Raw genomic sequence first — 23,081 nt, 5'->3', positions numbered from 1 at the left:
CCGGTTTCCGGTTCTATCGAAAAACAAGCATATCCCTGGCGTTCCACCCCAGGAACACGCTTTCGCTTATGTCGAACTGCGTGTGCGCGGCGGGATCATGGTCGAAAACGCGAATGACTTCGTCGCCAATCGCGGCGCAGGCGACCTCGTAGACCATGCGCTCGCCTTCGAAGATGGTGTCGGTGACGGTCCCGGCCAGCACGCAATCGAGTGTCGACAGCTGCGCAGCATCGCCGGCGAGGCGGATCTGCTCGGCGCGGATCGCTCCCGATGCCTTGTCGCCCTCGGCTGGCGGATTGGCTGGATCGCCGAGTTTTCCGGCAAGCATAAGATCACCCCGACCGATGGAGACATCGCCCGCTTCCGACACGGCCCGTACCGTGCCGGCAATGAAATTGGTGACGCCGATGAAATTGGCGACGAAAGCGTTGCGGGGCTGGCGGTAGGTGTGGATCGGCCGTGCCTTCTGCTGGATCTCGCCCTGATCCATGACGACGATATCGTCGGAAACCACCAGCGCCTCGCGCTGGTCGTGGGTGACATTGATCGTGGTGACGCCGAGCTCACGCTGGATGCGGCGGAATTCGAGCTGCATTTCCTCGCGCAGCTTGCGGTCGAGCGCAGCCAGCGGCTCGTCGAGAAGCAGCAGGTCGGGCTCAAACACCAGCGCGCGCGCAATCGCGACGCGCTGCTGCTGCCCGCCGGACAGTTCGTGAATGCGCCTGCCGCCGTAGCCTGCGAGCCGGACCAGCGCGAGATATCGCTCGACGCGGTCGGGAATGGTGCGTGCATCGCGCCGACGCATCTTCAGCGGGAAGGCGACATTCTCGGCCGCCGTCATATGAGGAAACAAGGCAAGTCTCTGAAAGACCATGCCGATCGACCGCTTGTGCGGTGGCACCGCGCTCACCGGCTCACCGTTGATGAAGATCTCGCCGCTGCTCGGGGTCTGGAACCCGGCGATCATGCGCAGGAGGGTTGTCTTGCCGGACCCAGACGGCCCGAGAATGGTGAGGAACCGACCCTTCGGCAGATCGAAGGACGCATTCTTGACGGCTTGAACCCCATCGAAGTCCACCCCGACGTTGCGGACCGTGACGGCGATTTCCCCGTCGCCTTCCGCTACGTGCGAAGCTGCGGCCCGGAAAGGCTCGTGCATAGTGGTTCCCCTTTTGTCGCCGGTCGCATGCAAGAACCTCCAGCATGTGGTATATACAACCATATACAAGCTCGGTCTACCTCGTGCGCCACATCAGATGGATGCGAGATAGCCGCCGTCGACCGGGAGGCAGTGCCCGGTGACATAGGCGGATGCCCCGCTCGCCAAAAACACGACAGCGCCGGCCAGATCCTGCATCGTGCCGAAGCGCCGCTGCGGGATCTTGGCCAGCATCGCTATCTGCCAGTCGGGATCCTGATAAAAGGCATCCGTCATCGCCGTATGGAAATAACCCGGAGCGATGGCGTTGACGCGGATGCCGAGCGATGCCCATTCCGCGGCCAGTGCGCGGGTCATGCCCAGAAGCCCGGACTTGGACGAGCCGTAGGGTACCGCCGTCGGAATGCCAACAAAGGAGGTCAGCGAGCAAAGATTGATGATCGCGCCACCGCTGTTGTCGGCAGCCATCCGCCGCGCCGCAGCCTGCGCGCAGAAGAAGGCGCCCTTCAGATTGGTCGATACGATGCTGTCCCATACCGCCTCGTCCACGTCGAGCGAGGGCTGGACTTTTTCGTAGCCGGCGTTGTTGACCAGAATGTCGAGCCCACCAAAGGCATCCGCCACCTCGTCGATCACGACGCGGATGCGATCGGTGTCGAGCACGTCCAGAGACCGGCAAAGCGACCTTCGCCCGTGTGCGCTGATCCGGTCCGCCGTCTCACCAAGGGAATTTTCGTCGCGGGCGGTCACCGCCACATCGGCACCAGCCGCCGAGAGCGCCTCCGCCATGGCCTGGCCAATGCCGCGGCTGGCGCCGGTCACCAGCGCCTTTTTTCCCGTCAGGTCGAACAGGCGAGCGGCGTCCATGGCGGTTTCTTCCCGAAAAACACATGCGGTCGGATTGGAAACGAACACCAGTTGCGGCCGGTTGTCTATACATGTTGCGCTATTGCGGGGGTGCCACCAAAAAACGGGGGCGCCGGTTTGCGTCGATCGGCTGGACGACGGCATCCCGGATCCCCCGCAACAGAACGCCATCAACTGGCGTCTCTCTAGAAAGGCGATGAAGCTCTATCGTAAGCGCGTAGGCGTCCCCACGTAGCGTGCAGGCGGTTGATCGCTCATTTTCAGCATGAATCATGCGGAGAATCCTATGAGCGACAGTATGAGCCATCATCGAACATTCGAGATTTTGACGGCGGAGCCTGTGCCGTCCCGACGCAAGCCGCGCCATCGGTCGGACGAAGAGAAGGCACGGCTTGTCGCCGAAGCGTTCTCGCCAGGGGGCAATGTCTCGGCGGTTGCGCGTTCCGAGGGGCTGGACCCCTCGCAGCTCTATGCGTGGCGCCGCAAGGCGCTTTCGTCGGGCATGGTTGCGCCACTGACGGAGGGAGCGAGCAAGCCGGCGAAGTTCACGCGCTTTGAAGCGGTGGGCAGCGACACGGTGGAAATCGTCATTGGCGACGCAGTGGTGCGCGCCGGCGGCGATGTCGATCCCGATCGCCTGGCGAGGATCATCCGCGCGGTTCGTAAGGCATGATCGCTTCCGGTGTGGTGGTTTACGTGTCGTGCCAGCCGGTCGACTTCCGCAAGGGCGCGGCATCTTTGATGGCGCTGGTCAGGGATGGCGGCCTGGACCCATTCTCGGGGGCACTTCACGTATTCCGTTCGAAGCGTGCGGACCGGGTTCGCATCGTGTGGTGGGACGGCAGCGGGGTTTGTCTTTATTCGAAGACTCTGGAAGATCACAGCTTCTGCTGGCCGGGGATATCGGCCGCGCGCATGCGTCTCGACCACGCCCAGTTGATGGCGCTTCTGGCCGGACTGGACTGGAAAAAGATTCGTCCGGCCAGGGTCAGGCGGCCGTTATCGACGGGCTGAAACCGGCCTGCGGCAAGATGAATCATGCGGCTGGAACGGTTGGGAAAGCGGCTGTTTTTGTGCTCTGTTGCTTGCCATGGTTCTACCGGGTCTTGCCCTTCCCGACGACGTTGATGCGCTGAAGGCGATGATCCTTTCCATGGCTCGCGAGCAGGCTGCAAGCGAGGCCCGGATCGCAGTCGCCGACGCTCGGATCGCAGCATCTGAGGCGGAGGTCGCCCGGCTGAAAGCTGTCGAGAAAAGCGCCAGCGAGCGGATCGCCAATCTCACGTCAATCCTGAAAGTTTTACAGCGCACGCAACATGGCACGCGTTCCGAGCGGCTACGCCTGGCCATCGACGACGAGCAGGCCTCCTTTGCCTTCGAAGAGGTCGAGACCGGCCTTTCGGAAATCCGGAGCGAACTCGACCGCGCGGTCGGGAACAAGCCGAAGCGCGCCCCGCGTCCGCGCAAGGGCTTTGCTGCCCACCTCGAACGCATCGAGGAGGTCGTCGAGCCGGAAATCCCGGCCGACTGCGAGGGGCTTGAAAAGGTTCTGATCGGCGAGGATCGATCCGAGCGGCTGGACGTCGTGCCGCCGAAGTTCCAGGTCATCGTCACGCGCCGTCCCAAATACGCCTTCCGGGGCCGTGACGGCGTGGTCCAGGCTCTGGCGCCGGCGCACATCATCGAAAGCGGGCTGCCGACGGAGCGGCTGCTCGCCTATATCGCCGTCTCCAAATACGCCGACGGCCTCCCGCTTTATCGGCAGGAGGCGATCTATCTGCGCGACGGCGTCGAGATCAGCCGGTCGTTGATGGCGCAGTGGATGGGGCATCTGGGCTTCGAGCTGCAGATGCTTGCTGATTACATACTGGAGCGCATCAAGGAGGGCGAAAGGGTCTTCGCCGACGAGACGACCTTGCCCACCCTTGCCCCTGGTTCCGGGAAAACCACGAAAGCCTGGTTGTGGGCCTACGCACGGGATGACCGACCCTATGGCGGAACCAGTCCGCCAATGGTTGCCTATCGTTTTGAAGACAGCAGAGGTGCGGATTGCGTGGCGCGCCACCTCGCCGGATTCAGCGGTATCCTGCAAGTGGATGGCTACTCGGCCTATACCAACCTGGTCAAGGCACGGGCCAAAGCCGGCAGCAATGAAACAATCCGGCTCGCCGGGTGCTGGGCTCACCTGCGGCGCAAATTCTACGACCTGCACATCAGCGGGGTCTCGCAGGCCGCGACGGATTCGATCATCGCCATGACCGAATTGTGGAAGGTCGAGGACGAGGTCCGCGGCAAGGATGCCGGAAGCCGCGCCGCGCTACGTCAGGAAAAGTCCGTGGCCATTGTCGCGAGCCTCTTCGATCTATGGGAAGCGGAACTGGGCAAGGTCTCCGGAAAATCCAAGACCGCCGAGGCGATCCGCTACGCGCTCACCCGGCGGGAGGCGCTGGAACGCTTTCTGATGGACGGTCGCATCGAAATCGACTCCAATATCGTCGAGCGTGCAATCAGGCCCCAGACGATCACGCGAAAGAATAGTCTATTCGCCGGCAGCCACGGCGGTGGACGAACCTGGGCGACGGTAGCCACCTTGCTGCAAACCTGCAAAATGAACAGCGTCGATCCGCTCGACTGGCTCTCGCAGACCTTGACCCGCATCGCTCAAGGCTGGCCGGCATCCGAAATCGAAATGCTCATGCCTTGGAACTTTAGGCCTGACGTTATCGGCTGACCGCTTACGCTCTATCAACGGCAAGGAGTGATCCAAATGGTCGAACCGCGGCTTTCCGTGCGCGGCGCAAAGGCGCGTGATCTTGCCCATCGGCTGGCTCGGCGCGAGAACCGCTCGATCGCCGACGTGGTTGAGCGCGCGCTGGAATCCTATGAGGTTCGGCAAGCCGGTCGTGAGCCGGCGTCGACGTTCTACCCGCGTATCGCTGGCGCTTATGGCGTCGAAATCGACCTTGAAGCAGCGATCCGGGGCGCTCGGCAGGTTGATGCGGAGCTTTGATTTTCCCTGCTGCCAGCATCATTTCCGAGACGCTGAAGAGGTCGCCTGAGCCACGATTTTCTCGCGCCCTTGTCCAACCACCCCCGCTGAATGGGGGGTGATTGGACAATTTTGCATGGGAGGAAAAGTTCAGCGTATCAACGGTTGCCCGCCCATGGTGCACGACCCCTAAGAACCTTGCCGGGCTGTGGCTGCTTTTCTTTCGGAGCTACCAACGGTTGAGGCAAGGAAGCCGTGTGACTGGTATCCAGGGTCATTCCGCGATTGTCGACGCCAGTAGCAAATCCGCGGGTCGGGTCGCGATCCGGGTTTTGATTGGCAGCGAACGAGACCCCTGTCGACAAGGCGAGGAGGGCGATAGCGATTACAAGTTTGTTCATCGTACTTTTCCTTCAATTTCAATAATGAGCAGACCCGCCAACGGCGGCTCGCGCGGAATTGACTCCTGCTTTGCGAAATCCCGTCAGCTCTCTGTCTCGTCACTATGACGAGGCTTCCTGCTCACGGATGAAACTACGCTACGCCTGTCGCAGAGGTTTGCCCGAGTGCTATCGAAGTGTATCCGAATGTATGAGAATCGATGCGAGGTCCCGCAGCGCTTGGACTTCGACAAATTTGGCTACAATTTTTTTCGGCCGCCTGTCGGTGTTGGCGCAGCCAAAGACCTGTCGGCGTCGTCATCAGGTCCGGCAAGCGGCGCGCCCGAAGAACGCCGATGGCGCAAAAGCGGGACGATTCCCCTGATTTGGTGAACGCACAATTTGCTGATTGGGCGACTGCGCGGCGCCCACCGTCAGGTTGTTCGCGACCGTCGTTTCAAATTGTGCGGCGGCTGTGTTGCTGCGCCTATGAAAAAATGGTAACGCAGTATTAAAGATTGTTTCGGATCGTTACCTCTGGGGCGGGGCGAATGGGATTGGTGGTACCGCGGGCGTGGCTGTGTGCCGGCCTACTGATAGGCTTGATGATGTCCGCGACGCCGATGCAGAAGGCTTCGGCCGACGTCGTGCCTGGCGCCATGGCCACCGGGGAGCCAACCTCCATCCCTGTCGGCTACGTCGAATTCTGCAGACGGCGGGCCGCGGAATGCGCCATTCGATCAGGCAAGAGCGCTCCAGTCCGTCTGTCCGCGGGCATGGAAGGCAGGCTCGCCTCCGTCAACAAGCTGGTGAACAGATCGATCAGGCCGGCGAGCGATTTGGACGTTCACGGCATGATGGAGTTCTGGTCCTATCCTGACGGCGCCCTCGGCGACTGCGAGGACTATGTCCTGCTTAAGCGCCAGTTGCTCAATCAGCAGGGCATATCGCTGTCGAACCTTCTGATCACCGTCGTCAGGAAGCAGGACGGCGAGGGGCACGCGGTGCTGACCGTCAAGACCGACAAAGGCGATTACGTGCTCGACAACCTCAACGACGATGTGAAGCCTTGGTCGGCAACTGGATATCGATTTATAAAAAGGCAGTCGTCTACGCATACCGGGCGCTGGGTCGCGATAATTGAACACCCCGATGTACTGGTCGGGGCAGTCGACTGAACCTCCCGAACTAGCGGATCGACAATGTTTGGCGCCGGCTCTCATGCCGGAGAACGGCCAGAGATGCCCGGCGCCGCCTGTCTCTGCACCGGGCCAGGCACATGACCCGTGATCTTGAGTCGCACTGCATGGGAGTTCCATTCCAGGCACAGGCTCATTACGAGCACCGGGAGCGCTCCTTGCGGCGCTCGATAAGCCAGGGTCGATCAGCCCAGAACTCGACATCATCGCGCGCCTGATGCCGGCGGAGCTTTCTCTTCCTCCGGTTTTATGAACATATCGAATGCTGGAGGTACGGATGAAATTGCGAGACGTGGCGCGTGCTTTTATCTCGAAAAAAAGCAGAGGTGTGGCCTGGTACAAGGTCTCGCAGAAGAAGGCCGACAAATACGGCTTTTATGTTTATTCCAGTCACATGGTCTGGAAGGATCAGCCATTTTTCCGAAAGGCGTTGCAGCGGGTCAAGGACATAAGCGGGATTCCAGACCCCCGCGCTTTTGTCCTGCAAAGCTGTTTGCGATCGATCGAGCGCATCGACGGCGATGTGGCCGAATGTGGCGTAAGACAAGGCCGCTCGACCATATTCATGCTGATGAGCGACCTGCGGCCACGGCACTATCATCTTTTCGATTCGTTCGCCGGCCTCTCGGAACCAACCGCGGAAGATCGCAAGCGAAACGGCAGAATGCCATGGAAGTCCGGCGATCTCAGCACCGACGAGAGCGTCGCCAGGGAGAATATTTCCGGCTTCGGCAACACCACTTTTCATGTCGGATGGATACCAGATACTTTTTCCGATGTATCCGACCGGCGTTTCGCCCTGGTCCATATTGACGTCGATCTATACGAGCCGACGCGTGACGCGCTCGCCTTCTTCTACGACCGGGTCGCCGCGCATGGCATGATCATCTGTGATGACTACGGCTCCGCGCTCTGTCCTGGCGCCCGAAAGGCCTTTGACCAATTCTTCGAAAACCGCCCGGAAGGCATCATCGAACTTCCAACCGGGCAGGCGATTGTCGTAAAGGCGAGCTAGCGGCTGCGGCTACGCCGACGGCGGGGCAAAGTACGCATTGAAGAACTGTTCAACGATCTCGTCGACGACCGGTGTCTTTACGTGCCGCAGGTCCTCCCTGTAGCTGCGAGCAAGGCCTCCATAGGTGACGAGCTCGAACGAGGGAAGGTAATGGACATTGTCCCGTTCCCGGCAGACTTGACCGAGCACGGCGCGAAGGACTGACTTGCCTTCAGTGCTGGCGGTGACGACATCGGCGTCTTGAAACGTCCGGGCCAGTGCTACTGGTGAGACCGTTAGAATTATTGGTGCGTCGGGTTTGCGTTTGCGGACCATGTCCACGATGGCCAAGACGTTGGCGTGGTTTTCCTGAAAGCTGCTGACGTGAAGCGTCGTTTCCTGCATTCCACCGCCGCCGCGATAGAGCGGTTTCTGTGCCGCTACCTTGCCGCTGGCCTTGTTGATGAAGACCTCGGTCATTCCGAAGGTGAATATGAATGCCGTCGCTGCATCAAAGCCAACCCGCATCTCCCGGTTCATGCTCTCGATCACCTCTCTGAGAACTTCCGGAGATTTCGCGAAGATGCCGCGGCGATACGGATCCTGAAAACAGATTGGGCCCCAAGGCACACGTTTCTTAACCTGCCACCAGTCGTCATCGGCTTGATCCCACAAGCCGAGCATTTGCTCGATCTGAAGACGAACAGTGAAAGTGTTGTAGAAGTTCATGTGCTCTTGCCGAGGCAGCTCATCTACAATCGCTTCTGCCGGGTCGAAGCTGATATTTCTATAAGATGGGACGCATGCAATTTGTCTGCTTGTCAATGCACGTCGAATTTCCTGCGCGAAGCAACTCCCCATCGTGAAGAATATATCGTCAGAAGTGAACAATGAGGCCTTGCGAATTGTGATAGCGCCAGAGCTGACAAAGTCGTCATACTTCGTGTTTGATTTGTTCGATGCCATCAAACGGATAGGTTTAATGTATCCGAGTTTGTGGCGGAGCCGAAGGTACTTTCGTCGAACGCGCTCTAGTAATGTCACAATGGCTCCATGATCTTCATAGCCGGCCGCCGACCGCTATGCGCGACATTTAGTCCGCTTCGCCGCCAGCCGCAATCAGGAGGATTCAAGATTGACTATAACTTCGAACGAAGTCAGACGTCAGGTACCAGTTTGGCGCATGTGTGACGGCGTCGAGAGAATTTCATGGATCGGCAGGAGCGAGGGTCGTCGCAAAACGATATATCGCATCGGGAAACAGAATGAGCGCAAAGAAACGAATTTCAGCGGCCCTCGCGTATCCGCTGGTCAAGCGCCTGATCGTCGAGAACCTGCCACCGCATAAGGCGCTTTATGTGACAGCTTTGCTGTGTTCGATCGCCGCTGCGGCGGCGACCGGCGCAACGGCGTGGATCATGAGTGTCATGGTCAATAGCATTTTTGTGGATCGCAACGCTGCCGCCGCATGGGGTATCAGCGCCGTGATCGTCGGCATCTTCCTGATCAAGGGGATCGCCGATTATTGCCAGACTATCACCACGGGCAAGATTCGCCGGGCTATCGTTTCAGACCTTCAAAACCGCCAGTTTTCCCGAATGGTGCGCTTCGACATCAACCGGTTCGCCAACCAGCATCCGGCGAAATTCGTCTCCAAGATCATGTTCAACGCGCGCGCCGCCGCCGCCGTTATTCTCACCCTCACGAGCAGCACCGTCTCCGATGTGCTGAAGTTGATTGCCCTGGCAAGCGTCATGGTCAAGCAGGATCCGGTGATGTCGCTGATTTCAGTGACGATTCTACCCCTGCTGTTCCTATCGGTGGGTGCCGTCACCAGGAAGCTCAGGGCGCTGGCAAGGGGCGAGACGGAGTTGGCAGCACTGGTCCAGTCGATCGGCACGGAAGCCGTAGAAGGCATCCGCACCATCAAATCGTTCCAACTCGAGGAAAAGGCGGCCGCCAGCTTCGCCAAGGCCGTCGGCAAGATGGAAAGGCGCGGCATCCAGATCAACCGGACATCGGCGTTGATGAGTCCGTTGATGGAGACCGGCGGCGGCTTCATCATCGGCCTTTTCATCATGTATGCCAGTTGGCAGACCCTCGGCAACGGCAAGACGCCGGGCGAATTCATGGCCTTTATAACCGCCTTTATGCTCGCCTATGAGCCAGCCAAGCGGCTGGCCCGGGTCAATGTCGACATCCAGAAGCAAATGGTGGCCGTCGAGCAGATGTATGATCTGATCGACACGCCCGAACAGCGACAACTCGCAACTGCGGGTGAGCACCTCGGTGATGTCGAGGGCGGAATCCGCTTTGAAGATGTGGCCTTCTCCTATGGCGGCAACAGCCCGGCGCTGCACGGTGTTTCCTTCGAGGTGCGACCTCGTGAGAAGCTGGCGATCGTCGGCCGCTCCGGCGCCGGCAAGACAACCATCGTTAATCTTGTCCTGCGCCTGATGGAGCCGGACAAGGGCAGGATTCTCCTCGACGGCAAAGATATTTCGAAGATCAGCCTGTCCGACGTTCGCGACAATATCGCACTGGTGTCACAGGACGTCTTCCTGTTCGAGGGCTCGATCCGCGACAATATCCGCGACGGGCGCCCGAGCGCTGCTGATCTGGAGATCGAGGCCGCGGCCGAACTCGCTCGGGTCACCAGCTTTGCCTCGAGCCTGGAAAACGGGCTCGACACGCTTGTCGGGCCGGGCGGTGCCAATCTGTCGGGCGGCCAGAAACAGCGCGTTGCAATCGCACGCGCCCTGCTCAAGAATGCTCCGGTGATTGTCTACGATGAGGCGACATCCGCGCTCGACGGCGAAAACGAAAGAGCGGTCATGGAGGCTGCGTTCGACGATGCGTTCGAGCGCACGGTCATCTGCATCGCGCACCGGCTTTCAACCATCAAGGCGGCCGATCGCATCCTCGTATTCGACGCAGGCTTGCTCGCGGACTCCGGGACTCATGACGAGCTTGCCGGGCGCAGCGAAATCTATCGCTCGATCTTCCATCTGGAAGCGTCCGCTCCGCGCGTCGAGGGCGGCAAAAAGCTGCGTCAGAGCGTATTGCGCTGAAGGCCGATGACCAGTTTTTACCACGGTTCGCGTATCCGGTATGTGATTGGTGGATTGGGCCTGCGGTTGCGCCGATACACAAAAGCGGCGCGGACGCTGTTTGGCCGCTCCAAGCCCCGCTCGGTTCTGGACCAGCAGGCCAAGGTCGACGCGCTGATCGCGCGCAGGGATTGGACAGGGCTTGAAGCAAGTACCAATGAAATGGCCATCATGGCCGATCGTGCCTGTGACCCCGAGCTGATGCAGAAGGCAGGCCAGGCGTTCGAACGGCTGGGTAACTTCGCGCGGGCGGCCGAGCTTCGGCTTTCGGCTCGCCGGCAACGAAAAGGCAAGGGCGCCAATGAATGGACCGGCGAAAACCTCGGCTCAGATACGCTGCTGATCGATCTTGTTGAGGATGACCCTCGAAGTCTTGGCCGCGTCATCCGCCACGCGCGACTGGCTGGCGCCGCCGCTGCATGTGCGCGAAGCGCGACGATTCGCGTCGAACCGCGCCTGGTATCGCTTGTGCAGCGGACGTTCCCCAACGCGACCGTGGTCCCAGCGCAGCAGAATGTCGTTGGCGACAAATTTGCGACCTTCGAAAATCTCGCCTGGATGTTCGGCCGCGATGCCGAAAGACTGGCCGCCGATTTCGTGCCGCTGCGGGCAGATCCTGAACTCGTCGAGACATTCCGCAAGCGCTATCGCTCGATGACGGATCTGCCATTGGTCGGTCTGTCCTGGGGCAGCAAATCACACAGCAAGGACGTGCCTGATTTCCCCGAATGGGCACGGTTCATCGCCCAGACGCAGGCGACGTTCGTTTCTCTCCAGTACGGTCAGATCAAGCCGGCGCTGCGGCGCCTGCGCGATGGCGACGAGGCGCGGCTTATCTACGATGACAGTGTCGACCAGATGGTCGACATGGACCGGTTCGCCGCGCAGGTCGCCGCGCTCGATGCCGTGGTGACGATCAGCAATACGGCAGCCCATCTGTCCGGAGCACTCGGCGTCCCGACCGTTTTCCTGATCGATGACAATTTTCAAACCGCCTGGCCGGTGACTGGCGACCGAACGCCTTGGTATCCAAAGGGCATCGTCATACACAAGCAAGGACGCACGTGGCCGGTGGTGCTTGACGAAGTCGGCCGGCGGCTCTCGTCGGTTCTGACCGCGCCTTCCACGCTGTCTGGCAAAAATTGAGGGCGCCGTGCCGAGCAGACGATCCATCCTGGAAAAGGCAAAAGCCGCCGACCTGCGCCCGCAAGCTGTTGACGGCAGGTGGCTGCGGAAGGCTCTCGATCGGGCGAGGACGTTTTTCAGGCGGCCTTCGCGCCACGACCAAAGCGTTGAACGGCATTTGCACCTGATGGCGCGGAGTGTCGAGCGGCGTGACTGGCAGGCGGCCCGAGATCATGCGCTGGCACTCGGCCTTCTCGGTGAGCAGCTTGGCGATCGCGGGCTGGTCAAAAAAGCTGGGCGTGGACTGAGACGCCTCGGCGGCGGCAACCGCGCCTGGCAGTTGATCGCATCGAGCAAGCAAGTGCCCGGCCGGCCCGAATGGGATGGCGGTGATCTTGCGGGTCGCAGCCTTGCCGTCGAGCGACGCGAAGGCGATCTTGCAATTTTCCTCCAGTTCGCGTCGCTGCTTAGCCCGGTGGTCGCGGCCGCCGACCGATGCACCGTCCTGATCGAACCGCGACTGGCGCCCCTTTATCGCAGAACATATCCCGCGCTCGATGTCAGGCCAGAGGCGGAAGGGGCGGCGGCGGTCGACGCCGATGTCTTCGCCTGCTTCGAGACGCTGGCAAGGCACCTCTGGCCGGACGAGCCGACGGCGCGCGCCCCGTTCATTCCGTTGGAGCCGGACCGCCGGCTGGTCGCCGAGTTGCGCGGCACCTATCTCGATCATGGCCCAGGTCCCCTGATCGGCTTTGCCTGGGGAAGCCTGAACAAGGCCAAGGACCTGCCGGCGCTGGATGATTGGCGGTCGCTGCTCGGCAATCTGCCGGGCCGCTTCGTCAGCATGCAGTATGGCGATGTCGGGCCGGCGCTCCGCGAGTTCGAGCGCTGGGCGCCGGGACGCATCATCCATGACGCGTCCGTGGATCAATTGTCGGATATGGACCGCTTCGCCGCGCAAATCGCCGCCCTCGACGCGGTGGTGACGATCAGCAATACCGGTGCCAATCTGGCGGGAGCGCTCGGCGTGCCGACCGTCGTCCTGCTCGACGATGGGTTTCGGCTGTCATGGCCTGCCTTCGGCGAGACCGTGGCCACATATCCAAGCGTTAGACTGGTGCGAAAGGGCGGCCGGGCGTGGGCGTCCGCGATGCGGGAAGCAGGTGTACGAGTCGCGCAGATCATCGGTGGAGCCGGTTGATGGAAGCCAGTCAACTGCTTCGCCAGGTTCGCCGCGTTGTCGCGCTCGCAGGCTACAATTACAAGGTCTGGTTCCGTCGTCACCGGCGGCAGCTTTTCCTGCGCTGGCGCGATGGCGACATTGCCGATCAGATGGCGGATTACAGGCGAAGCATCGAGGCGCGCGACTGGTCGGCGGCGCTGCCGAAAGCCCTGGCGCTGGGGTCGATCGCGAAGTCGAGGCGCGAGGTTCACCTGCTCGACGAACTCAGCAAGGCACTGATGCGCATGGGCGCCTACGGCCCGGCGGCCGAACTCAAGATCGCCCGGCGCCACATCGTCGAGGGCCGCGTCGACGGCGAATGGTTGGGCCAGGATATCTCGGGCCAGGTCCTGCTCGTCGATCTGATGGAAACCGAAAAGCAGGGTCTGGCCACCGCGATCCACCATGCGAGTTCCGTCGGCCGTGCTCTCACCCGGGCCGCTCGTCTGATCGTTCTGGTCGAGCACCGCCTGGTGCCGCTCTTTCAGCGGACATTTCCGACCGCCGATGTGCGGGCCGTCGGTCCCGGGACCAAGGCAGCCTATGGCGAGGCCCAGCTCTTTGCCGGCGTCCAGCATCTGACCGCCGTGTTCGAGACGGACGAGACCACGATCCGCGAACATTTTGTTCCCCTGAAGCCGGACCCGGCGCGGGTCGCTGAACTTCGCGCCCGTTATCGTAAGGATGGCCGCCCATTGGTCGGCGTCGCATGGGGCAGCTCCAATCCTGGCAAGGACCTGCCGCCACTCACGGCATGGCGTGGGCTTATCAGCCGTCCGGACCTCCGGTTCGTTTCGCTGCAATATGGCCGGATCGAGCCGGACCTGAAAATCCTCACCGATGGTGATCCCGCGCGCATCTTGCACGACGTCTTGGTGGATCAACTCGTCGACATGGATCTTTTCGCCGCGCAGGTCGCGGCGATGGACGCCGTGGTAACCATCAGCAATACCGGGGCGCATCTGGCGGGCGCGCTCGGTATCCCGTCGGTCTTTATTCTTGGCGATGGGTTCAAACGTTCCTGGCCGGTCGAGGGCGATTGCACGCCCTACTATCCTTCCGCCGTGCTGGTCTCGAAACGGGAAAGGCCTTGGGCCGAGGTGATGGAAGACGCACAAAACCACATGGGCTCACTCATCAGCGCTATTTGAATCCACCACGCAAGGCATCGCGAGGTGCCAGGCAGGCCACCGCCGGCCAAGCGGTGAAGCGCCTTTCTTGACGGCAAGAGCATTGTAAACTACCCGGCGGGGCGGCCGTTCTAAATTTCATGGGCAAGAGGCGATGCATATCTTTGGGTAGGTCGAGAACCGAGGCGGTTTCTCCTGTCAGCGAAGGCTTTGTGCAGCGGCTCCTCGCCGCGTACCGGCTTGTGCATCCAGGAAATCTGTTCAAGCGCGGGCGTATCTATGTTCGCGGCAGGGCGGCCACGAGGACCGTCTACTTCGTCCCACACAACCGCAACAATGTTCGGCTGCTGGCTGACGCGGCAGATATTCTGGTTGACCGCGGCATCCGCTGCGTGTTCGCGCATCTTGATGGATTGAAACGCGGCGGTGTAGCGCAACCTGAACTCAACGCCCGGGGAATATCGCATATCGGCTTTGCCGAGCTCGAGCGGATGATCAGACCCGGCGACATGCTGGTGACTGGAAATGACTATGCGCCGCAATTCTTTAGGCGGTTCATCGACTCCATCAACTTTGGCATGGTCCGTGTGGTCGGCCTCATCGGAGGTGCGCGACTGCTGCAGCCGCATCGATTTGTGAGAGCCGATTACATCCTGTCGATGGGACCAGCGGCGCTGCAGCAAAGACGACAGCCGACATATGTTGTTGGCTCCCCGGTCATTGAGCGTGCCGTCGGAAGCGCTGGCGCCAGGCACGACGAAGGGCTTTTTGTGCTGGTGAACTTCAAGGGGGATGTCGAGGACCCCGCAGATCGCCAGGCGATTGAAGCCGTGGCAGCCGCATGTGCGAAACTCGGCCTTGCCCATGTCGTTAGCGTCCACCCTACGATGTTCGCAAAAGTCGATATGCCGAACAAATCGCCCCTGGATTTCGCACAACTGCTCCCGGACGCTCTGGCGCTCGTAACGCGCCCAAGCACGACTGTTTACGAAGCAGTCGCCTGCGGCATTCCGGTGGTGCTGTTTCCGCTGGTTTCGCCCATGGTCGAGTTCGATAGGCCCATGGGTGCCTTCAAGCCAACATTGTCGGAGCATGACCTCGTCGAGGATATCCGCGCTGCGGTCAGGTCAAGGCCGACCTATTTTGAGCAAAGCCGGGACTTCCTCAATGCCAATCTGTCGATCGATCCAGAGGTGCCGGCTTCGCAACGGATCGCCAATGCCCTGATCGATATTTATAATCGCTGATCTGCTCGATCAAAGTGCCCGCAATCGGAGTTCGCTCGTTGAGTTTGTTGTCCAACTTTTTTGCAAGAAAGCCGTCGCTGCTTGTCGTCTCATTTCCCAAATCCGGGCGGACCTGGCTGCGCGTAATGCTTGACGACCTGGGCGTTGATGCGGCCTACACGCATGACGGTTCCGACCATAAGGATCTGCGTGACATAACGCAGATCAGCGCCGACAAATCCCGCTACAAACGGCAACGGATTCTGTTCCTGACGCGAGACCCCCGCGACACTGCGGTGTCAGGATACTTCCAGGTCAACAAACGCCATGGGCTGGAAGCAGGTCCGATCGGCGATTGCATAAGAAGCCCCAAACACGGTGTCGAGAAGATCGCGCTTTTCAATCTGCAGTGGTTCGCAGCCGCAACTCACCTGCGAAAGATTGCGCTTCTGCGCTATGAAGATGTGCAGCGGGATACAAACGACGCATTGCGCAGCATCGGGAAATATTTGGGAAAATCCTTTGACGAGTCCCAGCTTGCCGATGTTGCTGCCAGCAGATCGTTCGAACGAATGCAGCAATCTGAAATCTCAGGAGAACTGGGTGCGCGCTATGGCGGAAGATTGCAGCCACGCGATCCTGACGACCCGGAAAGCTTCAAAGTTCGAAAGGGTAAGGTCGGTGGTTATTTCGACTACCTCAGCGCGGATGACGTAGCTTTCTGTGACGAGGTTCTTGCCAGGCTCGATTACTGGAAGCGGCTCGATGACGCCTTTCGACTTCATGGCATGTCTTATTACGACGGCAGGGCAGGTGTGAATTGATCCGATGCAAAGGCTTTGTCTGCGGATGCGGGCATAGCGGCACGACGCTTATAGCTACGATTCTTGCATCGCATGCCGATGTCTTTTTGCCGTTCGAAGAAACGAACGCGTTTTTCAAATGGGCTCCACTTGCGCTGTATCGCTACTCGAAGCTGAAACAGGCGGCCACTGGGGCGGGCAAGTCGGTGCTACTTGAAAAGACACCGCGTCATATCAGGCGTGTCGACCGGATACGACGCCTGGTGCCGGGCGCGAAGTTCGTGATGCCGGTACGCGATGGCCGCGATACCGTTGCTTCGCTGACAAGGCGGCTTGGCGATGCGGCCGCGAGCCTGGATCGCTGGATATCGGACAACACAATGGTGCTTGCCGAGCGCGGCAGCACGGACGTCCTGATTTACCGCTACGAAGATCTTGTCGATGACCCGGAAGCAACCGTCGAAAAGATCTGCACCTTCCTGGGATTGTCGTTCGATCAGAGTTTGCTCGACTATCATCGGAATCCGCAACGATGGTTCACACTTAATGCGCAACCCCAACATGCTGCGTTGCGCAACCAACAAGTGAACCAGCCAATTTATGATGGCCGCGGCCGCTGGAAGACCGAACTGGGTCAGCAGGAATTGATGGAGCTTACCGAGGGGCGCGGGAAGCCCCTGATGCAGGCGTTCGGATATATTTGAGACGGCCGCGCCACCGCTTTACGCTGGAAGCGCGCGCGGGTAGCCAAATTGATCGAAGTCGCGCTCATACGCACGATAGATGGTATCCGCCAGTTCTGGCGTGAAATAGTCGGCAAGCCTGCGGCGCGAGGAGGTGTGCAGAGGTGGCATCGCCGCGCGTCGCATTTCCTCGCTTGCACTGACATGATCGAGAACCTGTTCGAAATCCCGTGCGAAAGTCTCGGTTTTGCCGATGAGGTCGAACACAACGCCTGGAAGGTCGATGATGTCGCTTTGCCTCTGCCAATGCTTGTCGATGCGCCATGTGGACGTCGTGCAGGCAAAGGCGACGAAATCTGCAAAGGACAGGCTCTTGTCAGCACCGACAGGCAGCGCGGGATCAGCCCTTTCGCGGTGGGCTAGATAGACCTCCACCCTGCCATAACCAGGCACTAGGGGACGGTCGCGATATTGGTCGGCCCAGCACGACAACAGCCTTGTATAGGGATTGCGAACGAAGGTGAATCGCAAGGCTTCGGGACTTGTGGCCATGCGATGGAACTGCACGACGCCATGGCGAGGCGCCTGCAAGCTCGACGCCTTTCGGTTGTGCACCTTCCAGTTCTGGTCGCTGCGCCACCCCGACACAGTGTCGTTGCCGATCATGGCTGCAAGGTTGCTGCGAATGCGGCTGCTCGCCGCCTTCGGCATGGCGAGGTACAGGATTTTGAGTTGCGGCACCACGTCGATCAGGTCGTCCGGCAGATATGCCGTTTCCATCGCCCTGCGGTAGAATGCCAGCGCCTCGGGATTGCGCCAACTCAAGACCTGCTCGACAACCCGCCACCGGAGCGACCGCAGCTTGGGCCTCAACTGGCGTTCGATTCTCCTCAATCCACGAGCCTGCTTCGAGTTCGGGGCGGGAATTTCATACGAGGGGGTGGTGGTAATCATCCGCTGTTTCCTGTTGGTTTTTAAATGCCTCACCGCTGGAAAAACCGCAAGCGACAGTGGACAATCGACCCAAATCTGCCTTCGCCTCGCCGGTAGCGACTTCCTGATCTACTGACGAAGATCTTGTAACGACCCTTGATCCAGTGTTGCTGGACCTCATCGGAATTCACAACAATGATTTACAATCGACGCGCAAGCCGCTGCCGCGATTGGGAACGAGGCGCGACAAACATGTGGCTGCCCATCGGCCAAGTTTGATCGAGATGACTGGTCATGTCATAAGGTCCGGAAGCCGGATCCTTAGCGATCGGAAGCCGACAGGATGTTTGCGGGATGACCATGAAGTTACTGCAGTGGCTCAAGCCGGAGGCAGAAGGAAATTCCAGTAATTTAGGGCTTTGCATTTCCTACCCAAAATCAGGGCGTACATGGTTAAGAGTCATGCTTGATCAGCTTGTCGTCGGCCTTGATTACACCCACGGCGGCAGCGCTTTCCATAGAAAAGATTTCCGCTCTGCCGACGCTTTTTTGGGAAAGCGGCCCCTGATTTTTTTGTATCGCAATCCGATCGACACAACAATTTCCGGATATTTTCATGTCACCAAACGCGAAGCATGGCGCGGCTTATTCCAAGGTGATTTGTCGAGCTATGTACGAGACCCGCACTTTGGCATCGAGAGGACACTCCGGTTCAACGCAATGTGGCTGGCGGCAATCCGCGAAAGAGACGATGTGTTGATCACACGATACGAAACGCTCCATAGCGATGCCCTCTCCGAGCTTAGACGCATCGCCAAATGGTTGAAGGTAGAACCAGACGAAGAGGAAATTACAAAAGCAATTAACGCCGGTCGGTTTTAGACCATGAGAGCCAAGGAATCCTCTGGGCAAAGCGATGAGCGCTATGGTCATCGCTTGAGAACTGCAGACAGTACAGATTCCGATAGCTTTAAAGTTAGACGCGGCGTAGTTGGCGGGTATAAGGACTATCTTGCCGAAAAAGAGATTTTATACTGCAAGGATATGATGGAAAGTTATGGGTTATCCGCGTAGCGGTAAAAAGAATCTTCACTCCAGCAGTGGGCGCGGATAGCCAGACTGGTTAAATTGCGCTCGTCTGCGTGTTTATGAATTCGCCAATGCGAAACAGCGTAGCGAGGTCGCATGGATTTGCCACGGCATGATCACCAGGTTCAAGCTGATCCGAAAAAGCCTATCCTGTTCGTGCGCCAGCGCTACGCGCCCTTTGGCGGAGGCGAGATCATGCTGGAAAATATCATGGCGGCGTTCGCCGCGCGTCAACGGCCGGTGGCCGTGCTGTCAGGCGACTGGCCGCGACACGAAGGCATAGAGTTCATCCAGTGCGCCGGCCGCCGCTTTCCCCGCTACCTGCGGGCGACGTCCTTTGCTCGAGCCGCCTGCGGCAAGATCGCCGAAATGCCGCCGGCCCTGGTGCAGAGCAACGATCGCCTTCCGTGCTGCGACGTCTTCCGGGCCGGCGAAGGCGTTCATGCCGCCTATCTTGCCGAGCGACGGCGTTTTGAGACGCGGCTTGGCAGGGCAGCGATGGCGCTGAGCCCGTTTCACCGCCAGACGCTGCGCCTCGAGCGCGCAACCTATGCCAGCCCTCGGCTTAAAGCGGTGATTGCCATTTCGAAAATGGTGGCTGAGGACGTTGTCCGTCACTACGACTATCCGGCCGAACGCGTGCACCATATTCCCAACGGGGTCGACCTGGACCGCTTCAACCCTCAGTTGCGCCAACAGCATCGAGCGGTGGTCCGCGCGCGGCTTGACGTCGACGAAAACAGGTCGGTCGTCCTGTTTGTCGGCTCGGGCTTTGCGCGAAAGGGACTGCTTGCCTTGATGAAGGCTGTCGCCACGCTGGATGGCGAGCCGGAATTGTGGGTCATTGGCCACGATTCGCGCGCCAATGCCTTCAAGCAGGCCGGCGACAGCCTTGGTCTTGGCGCCAGGCTCCGCATGCTGGGGCCGCAAAAAGATACGCTGCCATGGTACGGCGCCGCCGACATTGCCGTGCTGCCTTCCATCTATGATCCATTTGGCACAGTGGTGATCGAAGCCATGGCCAGCGGCTTGCCCGCCGTGGTCAGCACCGGGTGTGGGGCGCGCGAGCTTGTCGATCATTTCGAGCCGACGCTTGTTTGCGACGCAGCCAGCGTAAACGAGCTCGCCGCCGGGCTTGCCCGCGCGCTGCAGCTGTCGTCACGGCCTGAGACTGCGGCCAGCGTCAGGGCGGCGGCCGAACACTACGATTTCAACGTCATGATCAGGAGGATGATAGCGCTGTACGAAAGTCTCGACCTGAAATGATTTTTCGACATATTTTTTGAATCCGTTAGTATCACCGGAGTGCCAACCGGCCGGGGGAAAGGTTCATTTGAACAACAGTCGCAGTTTTGATGCCGGATCCGTCTGACCGTGCCGGCGCTCTCAGTCGTCATAATCAGTCGCAATGAGGAAGCGTGCATTGCACGTTGCCTTCGCTCGGTACATTTTGCCGACGAAATCGTCGTCCTCGACAATAACAGCACCGATCAAACCAGGGACATCGCCAGTGGACTCGGGGCCAAGGTGCTGATCACCCTCGATTGGCCGGGTTTCGGCGCGCAGAAAAACCGCGCGCTGGCCGCGGCGACAGGCGATTGGGTCCTTTCGCTTGATGCCGACGAATGGGTCGAGCCGCCGCTGGCCGCGGAAATCAGGGCTGCCATCGCCAACCCGAAAGGCTGTGACGGCTTCGAAATACCAAGACGATCACGCTTTTGTGGGCGCATTGTCCGCCATGGCGGCTGGTCGCCCGATCTGGTGCTTAGGCTTTTCCGTCGCCAGTCCGGTCGCTTCAGCAACGACACCGTGCATGAGAAGGTGGTGGTGGATGGCAAGGTCACGCGATTGTCCCATCCCATGGAGCATGACTCGATCGCCGACCTGGCGGACGCGCATGACAAGATCGGCAGATACGCGCAAGCGTCCGCCGCGCGGATGCTTGCCGAGGGGAAAAAAAGCTCGATCAGCAAGGCGGTTTTGCGCTCGGTCTGGGCTTATGTGAACAGCTATGTCTTCAGGCTGGGGTTTCTGGACGGTTCGACCGGTGCGATGGTCGCCGCTTACTCGGCCGGCTACACCTATCAGAAATGGGCGCTTGTCGCGTTGGGCGGCAAGTCGGGGTGCGCCGAAGAAAGCCGGGCCGGGGTGAAGGGCAAATCCGCGGGTTTCAGAAATCGCCCTGGCTAATTTCCGCGCCATTGTTGCCGTGCTGTTGCCAGACAGTTAGTGTATGACCGTTTTGAAATTGGAGCCAAGGTACTGAATATGACTGATGCGTTTAGGGTATTCGTTGGATGGGACAGCCGTGAGCCGATCGCCTACGACGTGGCGCGGCACTCTTTGCTCAAAAACGCTTCGGTGCCTGTCTCCGTCATTCCAATCAAACAGGACGAGCTGCGTGCCCGTGAATTGTATTGGCGGGAAAAAGATCCGCTCGCGTCAACAGAGTTCACTTATACGCGGTTTCTGACGCCATTTCTCGCCGGCTATACGGGTTGGGCCTTGTTCTGCGACTGCGACTTCCTGTGGCTCGGTGACGTCGCAGGTTTGCTGGAATACACGAAGTCGAACAAGGCGGTCTATTGCGTCCAGCATGACTATACGCCGAAGGCCACCACCAAGATGGATGGCGTGGTCCAGACGTCCTACCCGCGAAAAAACTGGTCCTCGCTGATGCTGTTCAATTGCGCGCATCCGGCGGTTAAATCGCTTACCCCGGAGGTCGTGAACCGCGAAAGTGGCGCCTACCTCCACCGAATGCAGTGGGTTGCCGATGAGGATTTGGGCTCGCTGCCGGTAGAGTGGAACTGGCTTGAAGGTTGGAACGAAAAACCGGCGCATGGCACACCCAAGGCAGTGCACTATACAAGTGGCGGTCCGTGGTTTGCCGAGTGGCAGAATGTCGACTATGCGGATCTGTGGATAGCCGAACGCGACGAATTCCTGAATGCCGATCAAGCGGAAGCCGCTCTTTCGCGCTCGGCGAGCCGGTAGCCAGTCAAAAAGCTACGGCATGGCCTCCGCAGAACACCGGGTTGGGCGGGCTCTTCGCGGGCGCCTGGACGGCCCGTGTCATTTCGAGCGGGGTCGGGCGCCTGCTCCGCCCCGGCACAAAGCGCCCTCTACACCTGCCCGTCCAGCCATTCCCGCAAATCGCGGTCCTGCTTGTTCTCGGCAACGGGCGGCGAGGGCCGCCTCCAGACATACCAGATGGCGGCAAGCACGCCGGCAGCCCACGTGCCGGCGAAAACATTCGCAATGAGGTCGATTGGAACCTCCCAAGCCGGCTAGAACATTAGCACGGCATCATTTAAAAAGGGCAACACCAATTAGGAGTAGGGCGGGTGGAGCCGTAGGAGCGTCACCGCCATCCACCGGCGCAAGCAGCTATCCCTTGCGAGGCGCGGCCAAGATGGCGATGAGCGGCCAGCTTCAAGACGGCGCGTAGCATTCTTCGTCAACAGCCAGCGCCGAGCCTGGCGACAATTTCGGATACATCTCTTCCGGGTACGTGGCGAGCGGTCTCTTCGCACCTGCGAGGCGATCAGGGGGCTCATAGCTAAAGCGAATGGGGTATATACCTCGCCTCCCTTGTGTCGCTGGCTGTCAATCGGCCCGCTCCGGTCCTGGAACTGCAGCCAAGGTTAGTCATCGAGCCGAAGTGGCCCGAGCCAGTGAACGAACGCTCTTGTCCGTTGAAACCTCGTCACGGCAATGAGGAATTCTCGTACCGCGCCCAGCGCGCCCTGCCGGTTTTGTGAGGCATCTGACCTGCAGCGGTGAGACTTGAGTGAACCGGTGCTGCTCGATCTGGGGAGTGAAAATCAGAAGGTTGCATGGATCGGGCAGCGGCAGGTTTTGCCCGATTTTGAACGATCGCCGGGTCGCCCCCGACAACGTCAGCCCGACCGCAAGTCAGCAGCAGTGCCTGGCCTTGCTGTCGGTAGAACGAGCCAGTCACGCCGAAAGCCGTAAGCGATCCGCAAGGGTGCCGTGTTCGAAAGTTGCACGGTGTCGCCAAGCGCTTGCGTCCGCCGGTGGCCTCGCCATTCGAATGGATGGTGCAGAAAGTCGGTCGAACTTTATGATGGAATTCGGGTCCTACTGCGCTCGATCAGGCATGATCCTTGCTTTTTTGTGAGAGTGCAGTGCAACATCAGCCAATGGTT

General features: G+C 59.9%; 22 protein-coding genes. 17 read left to right on the top strand and 5 right to left on the bottom strand.

The features are described 5' to 3' along the window. Window positions 1–13 precede the first annotated feature (13 nt). Together JG739_RS24785 and JG739_RS24780 are read right to left on the bottom strand one after the other, a co-directional pair. Window positions 14–1,159 (bottom strand): ABC transporter ATP-binding protein, encoded by a 1,146-nt coding sequence (locus JG739_RS24785; protein ID WP_202363806.1) that lies wholly within the window; start codon window positions 1,157–1,159, stop codon window positions 14–16. Between the two features lie 93 nt (window positions 1,160–1,252). Further along, the gene (locus JG739_RS24780; protein ID WP_202367624.1) at window positions 1,253–2,026 is read right to left on the bottom strand and encodes an SDR family NAD(P)-dependent oxidoreductase; all 774 of its coding nucleotides are present in this window, start codon (window positions 2,024–2,026) and stop codon (window positions 1,253–1,255) included. Window positions 2,027–2,312: 286 nt separating this feature from the next. Here JG739_RS24780 and JG739_RS24775 point away from each other — a divergent pair, with 286 nt between their 5' ends. The 4 genes from JG739_RS24775 (at window position 2,313) to JG739_RS24760 (ending at window position 5,036) form a co-directional block, all read left to right on the top strand. Next, entirely contained in the window at window positions 2,313–2,699 is a 387-nt protein-coding gene (locus tag JG739_RS24775; RefSeq protein WP_183445375.1) for a transposase, read from the top strand. Then, entirely contained in the window at window positions 2,696–3,040 is a 345-nt protein-coding gene (gene tnpB, locus JG739_RS24770) for an IS66 family insertion sequence element accessory protein TnpB (RefSeq protein WP_183445374.1), read from the top strand. The genes JG739_RS24775 and tnpB overlap by 4 nt, the downstream gene beginning before the upstream one ends. 76 nt (window positions 3,041–3,116) lie before the next feature. Continuing rightward, the gene (tnpC, locus tag JG739_RS24765) at window positions 3,117–4,757 is read left to right on the top strand and encodes an IS66 family transposase (RefSeq protein WP_183445373.1); all 1,641 of its coding nucleotides are present in this window, start codon (window positions 3,117–3,119) and stop codon (window positions 4,755–4,757) included. 36 nt (window positions 4,758–4,793) lie between these two features. After that, a complete protein-coding gene (locus JG739_RS24760) occupies window positions 4,794–5,036 on the top strand; it encodes a plasmid stabilization protein (RefSeq protein ID WP_202363805.1) in 243 nt (80 codons plus the stop codon). A gap of 137 nt (window positions 5,037–5,173) precedes the next feature. Here JG739_RS24760 and JG739_RS24755 read toward each other — a convergent pair whose 3' ends face one another. Next, the gene (locus tag JG739_RS24755; protein ID WP_202363804.1) at window positions 5,174–5,416 is read right to left on the bottom strand and encodes a hypothetical protein; all 243 of its coding nucleotides are present in this window, start codon (window positions 5,414–5,416) and stop codon (window positions 5,174–5,176) included. Between the two features lie 530 nt (window positions 5,417–5,946). Here JG739_RS24755 and JG739_RS24750 point away from each other — a divergent pair. Together JG739_RS24750 and JG739_RS24745 are read left to right on the top strand one after the other, a co-directional pair. Beyond that, entirely contained in the window at window positions 5,947–6,573 is a 627-nt protein-coding gene (locus tag JG739_RS24750) for a transglutaminase-like cysteine peptidase (protein ID WP_202363803.1), read from the top strand. A 298-nt stretch (window positions 6,574–6,871) separates the two neighbouring features. Then, window positions 6,872–7,609, top strand: a complete 738-nt coding sequence (locus JG739_RS24745; protein ID WP_202363802.1) for a TylF/MycF/NovP-related O-methyltransferase — start codon at window positions 6,872–6,874, stop codon at window positions 7,607–7,609. 9 nt (window positions 7,610–7,618) lie between these two features. Here JG739_RS24745 and JG739_RS24740 read toward each other — a convergent pair whose 3' ends face one another. Beyond that, window positions 7,619–8,449: a GSCFA domain-containing protein gene (locus tag JG739_RS24740; protein WP_244749978.1), complete on the bottom strand. Its 831-nt coding sequence runs from the start codon at window positions 8,447–8,449 to the stop codon at window positions 7,619–7,621. A gap of 404 nt (window positions 8,450–8,853) precedes the next feature. Between JG739_RS24740 and JG739_RS24735 the strand changes: the two genes are divergently transcribed. The 7 genes from JG739_RS24735 to JG739_RS24705 all read left to right on the top strand — a co-directional run bounded on the left by JG739_RS24735 (window position 8,854) and on the right by JG739_RS24705 (window position 16,908). After that, complete coding sequence (locus JG739_RS24735; RefSeq protein ID WP_202363800.1) at window positions 8,854–10,659, top strand: ABC transporter ATP-binding protein; 1,806 nt, start codon at window positions 8,854–8,856, stop codon at window positions 10,657–10,659. A gap of 6 nt (window positions 10,660–10,665) precedes the next feature. Next, a complete protein-coding gene (locus JG739_RS24730) occupies window positions 10,666–11,844 on the top strand; it encodes a hypothetical protein (RefSeq protein ID WP_202363799.1) in 1,179 nt (392 codons plus the stop codon). Window positions 11,845–12,010: 166 nt separating this feature from the next. Beyond that, on the top strand, window positions 12,011–13,024 hold the full coding sequence (locus tag JG739_RS24725; RefSeq protein ID WP_202363798.1) for a hypothetical protein: 1,014 nt from the start codon (window positions 12,011–12,013) through the stop codon (window positions 13,022–13,024). Then, window positions 13,024–14,196, top strand: a complete 1,173-nt coding sequence (locus tag JG739_RS24720; protein WP_202363797.1) for a hypothetical protein — start codon at window positions 13,024–13,026, stop codon at window positions 14,194–14,196. Before JG739_RS24725 ends, JG739_RS24720 begins: the two co-directional genes overlap by 1 nt. Before the next feature lie 191 nt (window positions 14,197–14,387). Continuing rightward, the gene (locus JG739_RS24715) at window positions 14,388–15,422 is read left to right on the top strand and encodes a hypothetical protein (protein WP_202363796.1); all 1,035 of its coding nucleotides are present in this window, start codon (window positions 14,388–14,390) and stop codon (window positions 15,420–15,422) included. 38 nt (window positions 15,423–15,460) lie between these two features. Then, window positions 15,461–16,225, top strand: coding sequence for a sulfotransferase domain-containing protein (locus JG739_RS24710; protein ID WP_202363795.1), 765 nt, complete (start codon window positions 15,461–15,463; stop codon window positions 16,223–16,225). 86 nt (window positions 16,226–16,311) lie between these two features. Then, a complete protein-coding gene (locus JG739_RS24705) occupies window positions 16,312–16,908 on the top strand; it encodes a sulfotransferase family protein (RefSeq protein WP_202363794.1) in 597 nt (198 codons plus the stop codon). An 18-nt stretch (window positions 16,909–16,926) separates the two neighbouring features. Here JG739_RS24705 and JG739_RS24700 read toward each other — a convergent pair whose 3' ends face one another. Continuing rightward, window positions 16,927–17,712: a sulfotransferase family 2 domain-containing protein gene (locus JG739_RS24700; protein WP_202363793.1), complete on the bottom strand. Its 786-nt coding sequence runs from the start codon at window positions 17,710–17,712 to the stop codon at window positions 16,927–16,929. A gap of 462 nt (window positions 17,713–18,174) precedes the next feature. Here JG739_RS24700 and JG739_RS24695 point away from each other — a divergent pair, with 462 nt between their 5' ends. The 4 genes from JG739_RS24695 to JG739_RS24680 all read left to right on the top strand — a co-directional run bounded on the left by JG739_RS24695 (window position 18,175) and on the right by JG739_RS24680 (window position 21,906). Continuing rightward, the gene (locus JG739_RS24695) at window positions 18,175–18,702 is read left to right on the top strand and encodes a sulfotransferase domain-containing protein (protein ID WP_202363792.1); all 528 of its coding nucleotides are present in this window, start codon (window positions 18,175–18,177) and stop codon (window positions 18,700–18,702) included. A gap of 303 nt (window positions 18,703–19,005) precedes the next feature. After that, entirely contained in the window at window positions 19,006–20,175 is a 1,170-nt protein-coding gene (locus JG739_RS24690; RefSeq protein WP_202363791.1) for a glycosyltransferase family 4 protein, read from the top strand. Window positions 20,176–20,283: 108 nt separating this feature from the next. Continuing rightward, window positions 20,284–21,099, top strand: a complete 816-nt coding sequence (locus tag JG739_RS24685) for a glycosyltransferase family 2 protein (protein WP_202363790.1) — start codon at window positions 20,284–20,286, stop codon at window positions 21,097–21,099. A gap of 78 nt (window positions 21,100–21,177) precedes the next feature. Continuing rightward, window positions 21,178–21,906, top strand: coding sequence for a glycosyltransferase (locus JG739_RS24680; protein ID WP_202363789.1), 729 nt, complete (start codon window positions 21,178–21,180; stop codon window positions 21,904–21,906). The last annotated feature ends 1,175 nt before the right edge of the window (window positions 21,907–23,081 follow it).

This window comes from Mesorhizobium sp. L-2-11, assembly GCF_016756595.1.
In the GTDB taxonomy this organism is placed as follows: Bacteria; Pseudomonadota; Alphaproteobacteria; order Rhizobiales; family Rhizobiaceae; genus Mesorhizobium.
The sequence above is the reverse complement of the archived record's forward strand: the minus strand, read 5'-3'. Positions and strand labels throughout refer to the sequence as shown.

Excerpts from the sequence above, each read along its gene's own strand:
- JG739_RS24785 (WP_202363806.1), bottom strand. The coding sequence starts at position 1,159 with ATGCACGAGCCTTTCCGGGCCGCAGCTTCGCACGTAGCGGAAGGCGAC.
- JG739_RS24780 (WP_202367624.1), bottom strand. The coding sequence starts at position 2,026 with ATGGACGCCGCTCGCCTGTTCGACCTGACGGGAAAAAAGGCGCTGGTG.
- JG739_RS24775 (WP_183445375.1), top strand. The coding sequence starts at position 2,313 with ATGAGCGACAGTATGAGCCATCATCGAACATTCGAGATTTTGACGGCG.
- tnpB (WP_183445374.1), top strand. The coding sequence starts at position 2,696 with ATGATCGCTTCCGGTGTGGTGGTTTACGTGTCGTGCCAGCCGGTCGAC.
- tnpC (WP_183445373.1), top strand. The coding sequence starts at position 3,117 with ATGGTTCTACCGGGTCTTGCCCTTCCCGACGACGTTGATGCGCTGAAG.
- JG739_RS24760 (WP_202363805.1), top strand. The coding sequence starts at position 4,794 with ATGGTCGAACCGCGGCTTTCCGTGCGCGGCGCAAAGGCGCGTGATCTT.
- JG739_RS24755 (WP_202363804.1), bottom strand. The coding sequence starts at position 5,416 with ATGAACAAACTTGTAATCGCTATCGCCCTCCTCGCCTTGTCGACAGGG.
- JG739_RS24750 (WP_202363803.1), top strand. The coding sequence starts at position 5,947 with ATGGGATTGGTGGTACCGCGGGCGTGGCTGTGTGCCGGCCTACTGATA.
- JG739_RS24745 (WP_202363802.1), top strand. The coding sequence starts at position 6,872 with ATGAAATTGCGAGACGTGGCGCGTGCTTTTATCTCGAAAAAAAGCAGA.
- JG739_RS24740 (WP_244749978.1), bottom strand. The coding sequence starts at position 8,449 with ATGGGGAGTTGCTTCGCGCAGGAAATTCGACGTGCATTGACAAGCAGA.
- JG739_RS24735 (WP_202363800.1), top strand. The coding sequence starts at position 8,854 with ATGAGCGCAAAGAAACGAATTTCAGCGGCCCTCGCGTATCCGCTGGTC.
- JG739_RS24730 (WP_202363799.1), top strand. The coding sequence starts at position 10,666 with ATGACCAGTTTTTACCACGGTTCGCGTATCCGGTATGTGATTGGTGGA.
- JG739_RS24725 (WP_202363798.1), top strand. The coding sequence starts at position 12,011 with ATGGCGCGGAGTGTCGAGCGGCGTGACTGGCAGGCGGCCCGAGATCAT.
- JG739_RS24720 (WP_202363797.1), top strand. The coding sequence starts at position 13,024 with ATGGAAGCCAGTCAACTGCTTCGCCAGGTTCGCCGCGTTGTCGCGCTC.
- JG739_RS24695 (WP_202363792.1), top strand. The coding sequence starts at position 18,175 with ATGACCATGAAGTTACTGCAGTGGCTCAAGCCGGAGGCAGAAGGAAAT.
- JG739_RS24690 (WP_202363791.1), top strand. The coding sequence starts at position 19,006 with ATGGATTTGCCACGGCATGATCACCAGGTTCAAGCTGATCCGAAAAAG.
- JG739_RS24680 (WP_202363789.1), top strand. The coding sequence starts at position 21,178 with ATGACTGATGCGTTTAGGGTATTCGTTGGATGGGACAGCCGTGAGCCG.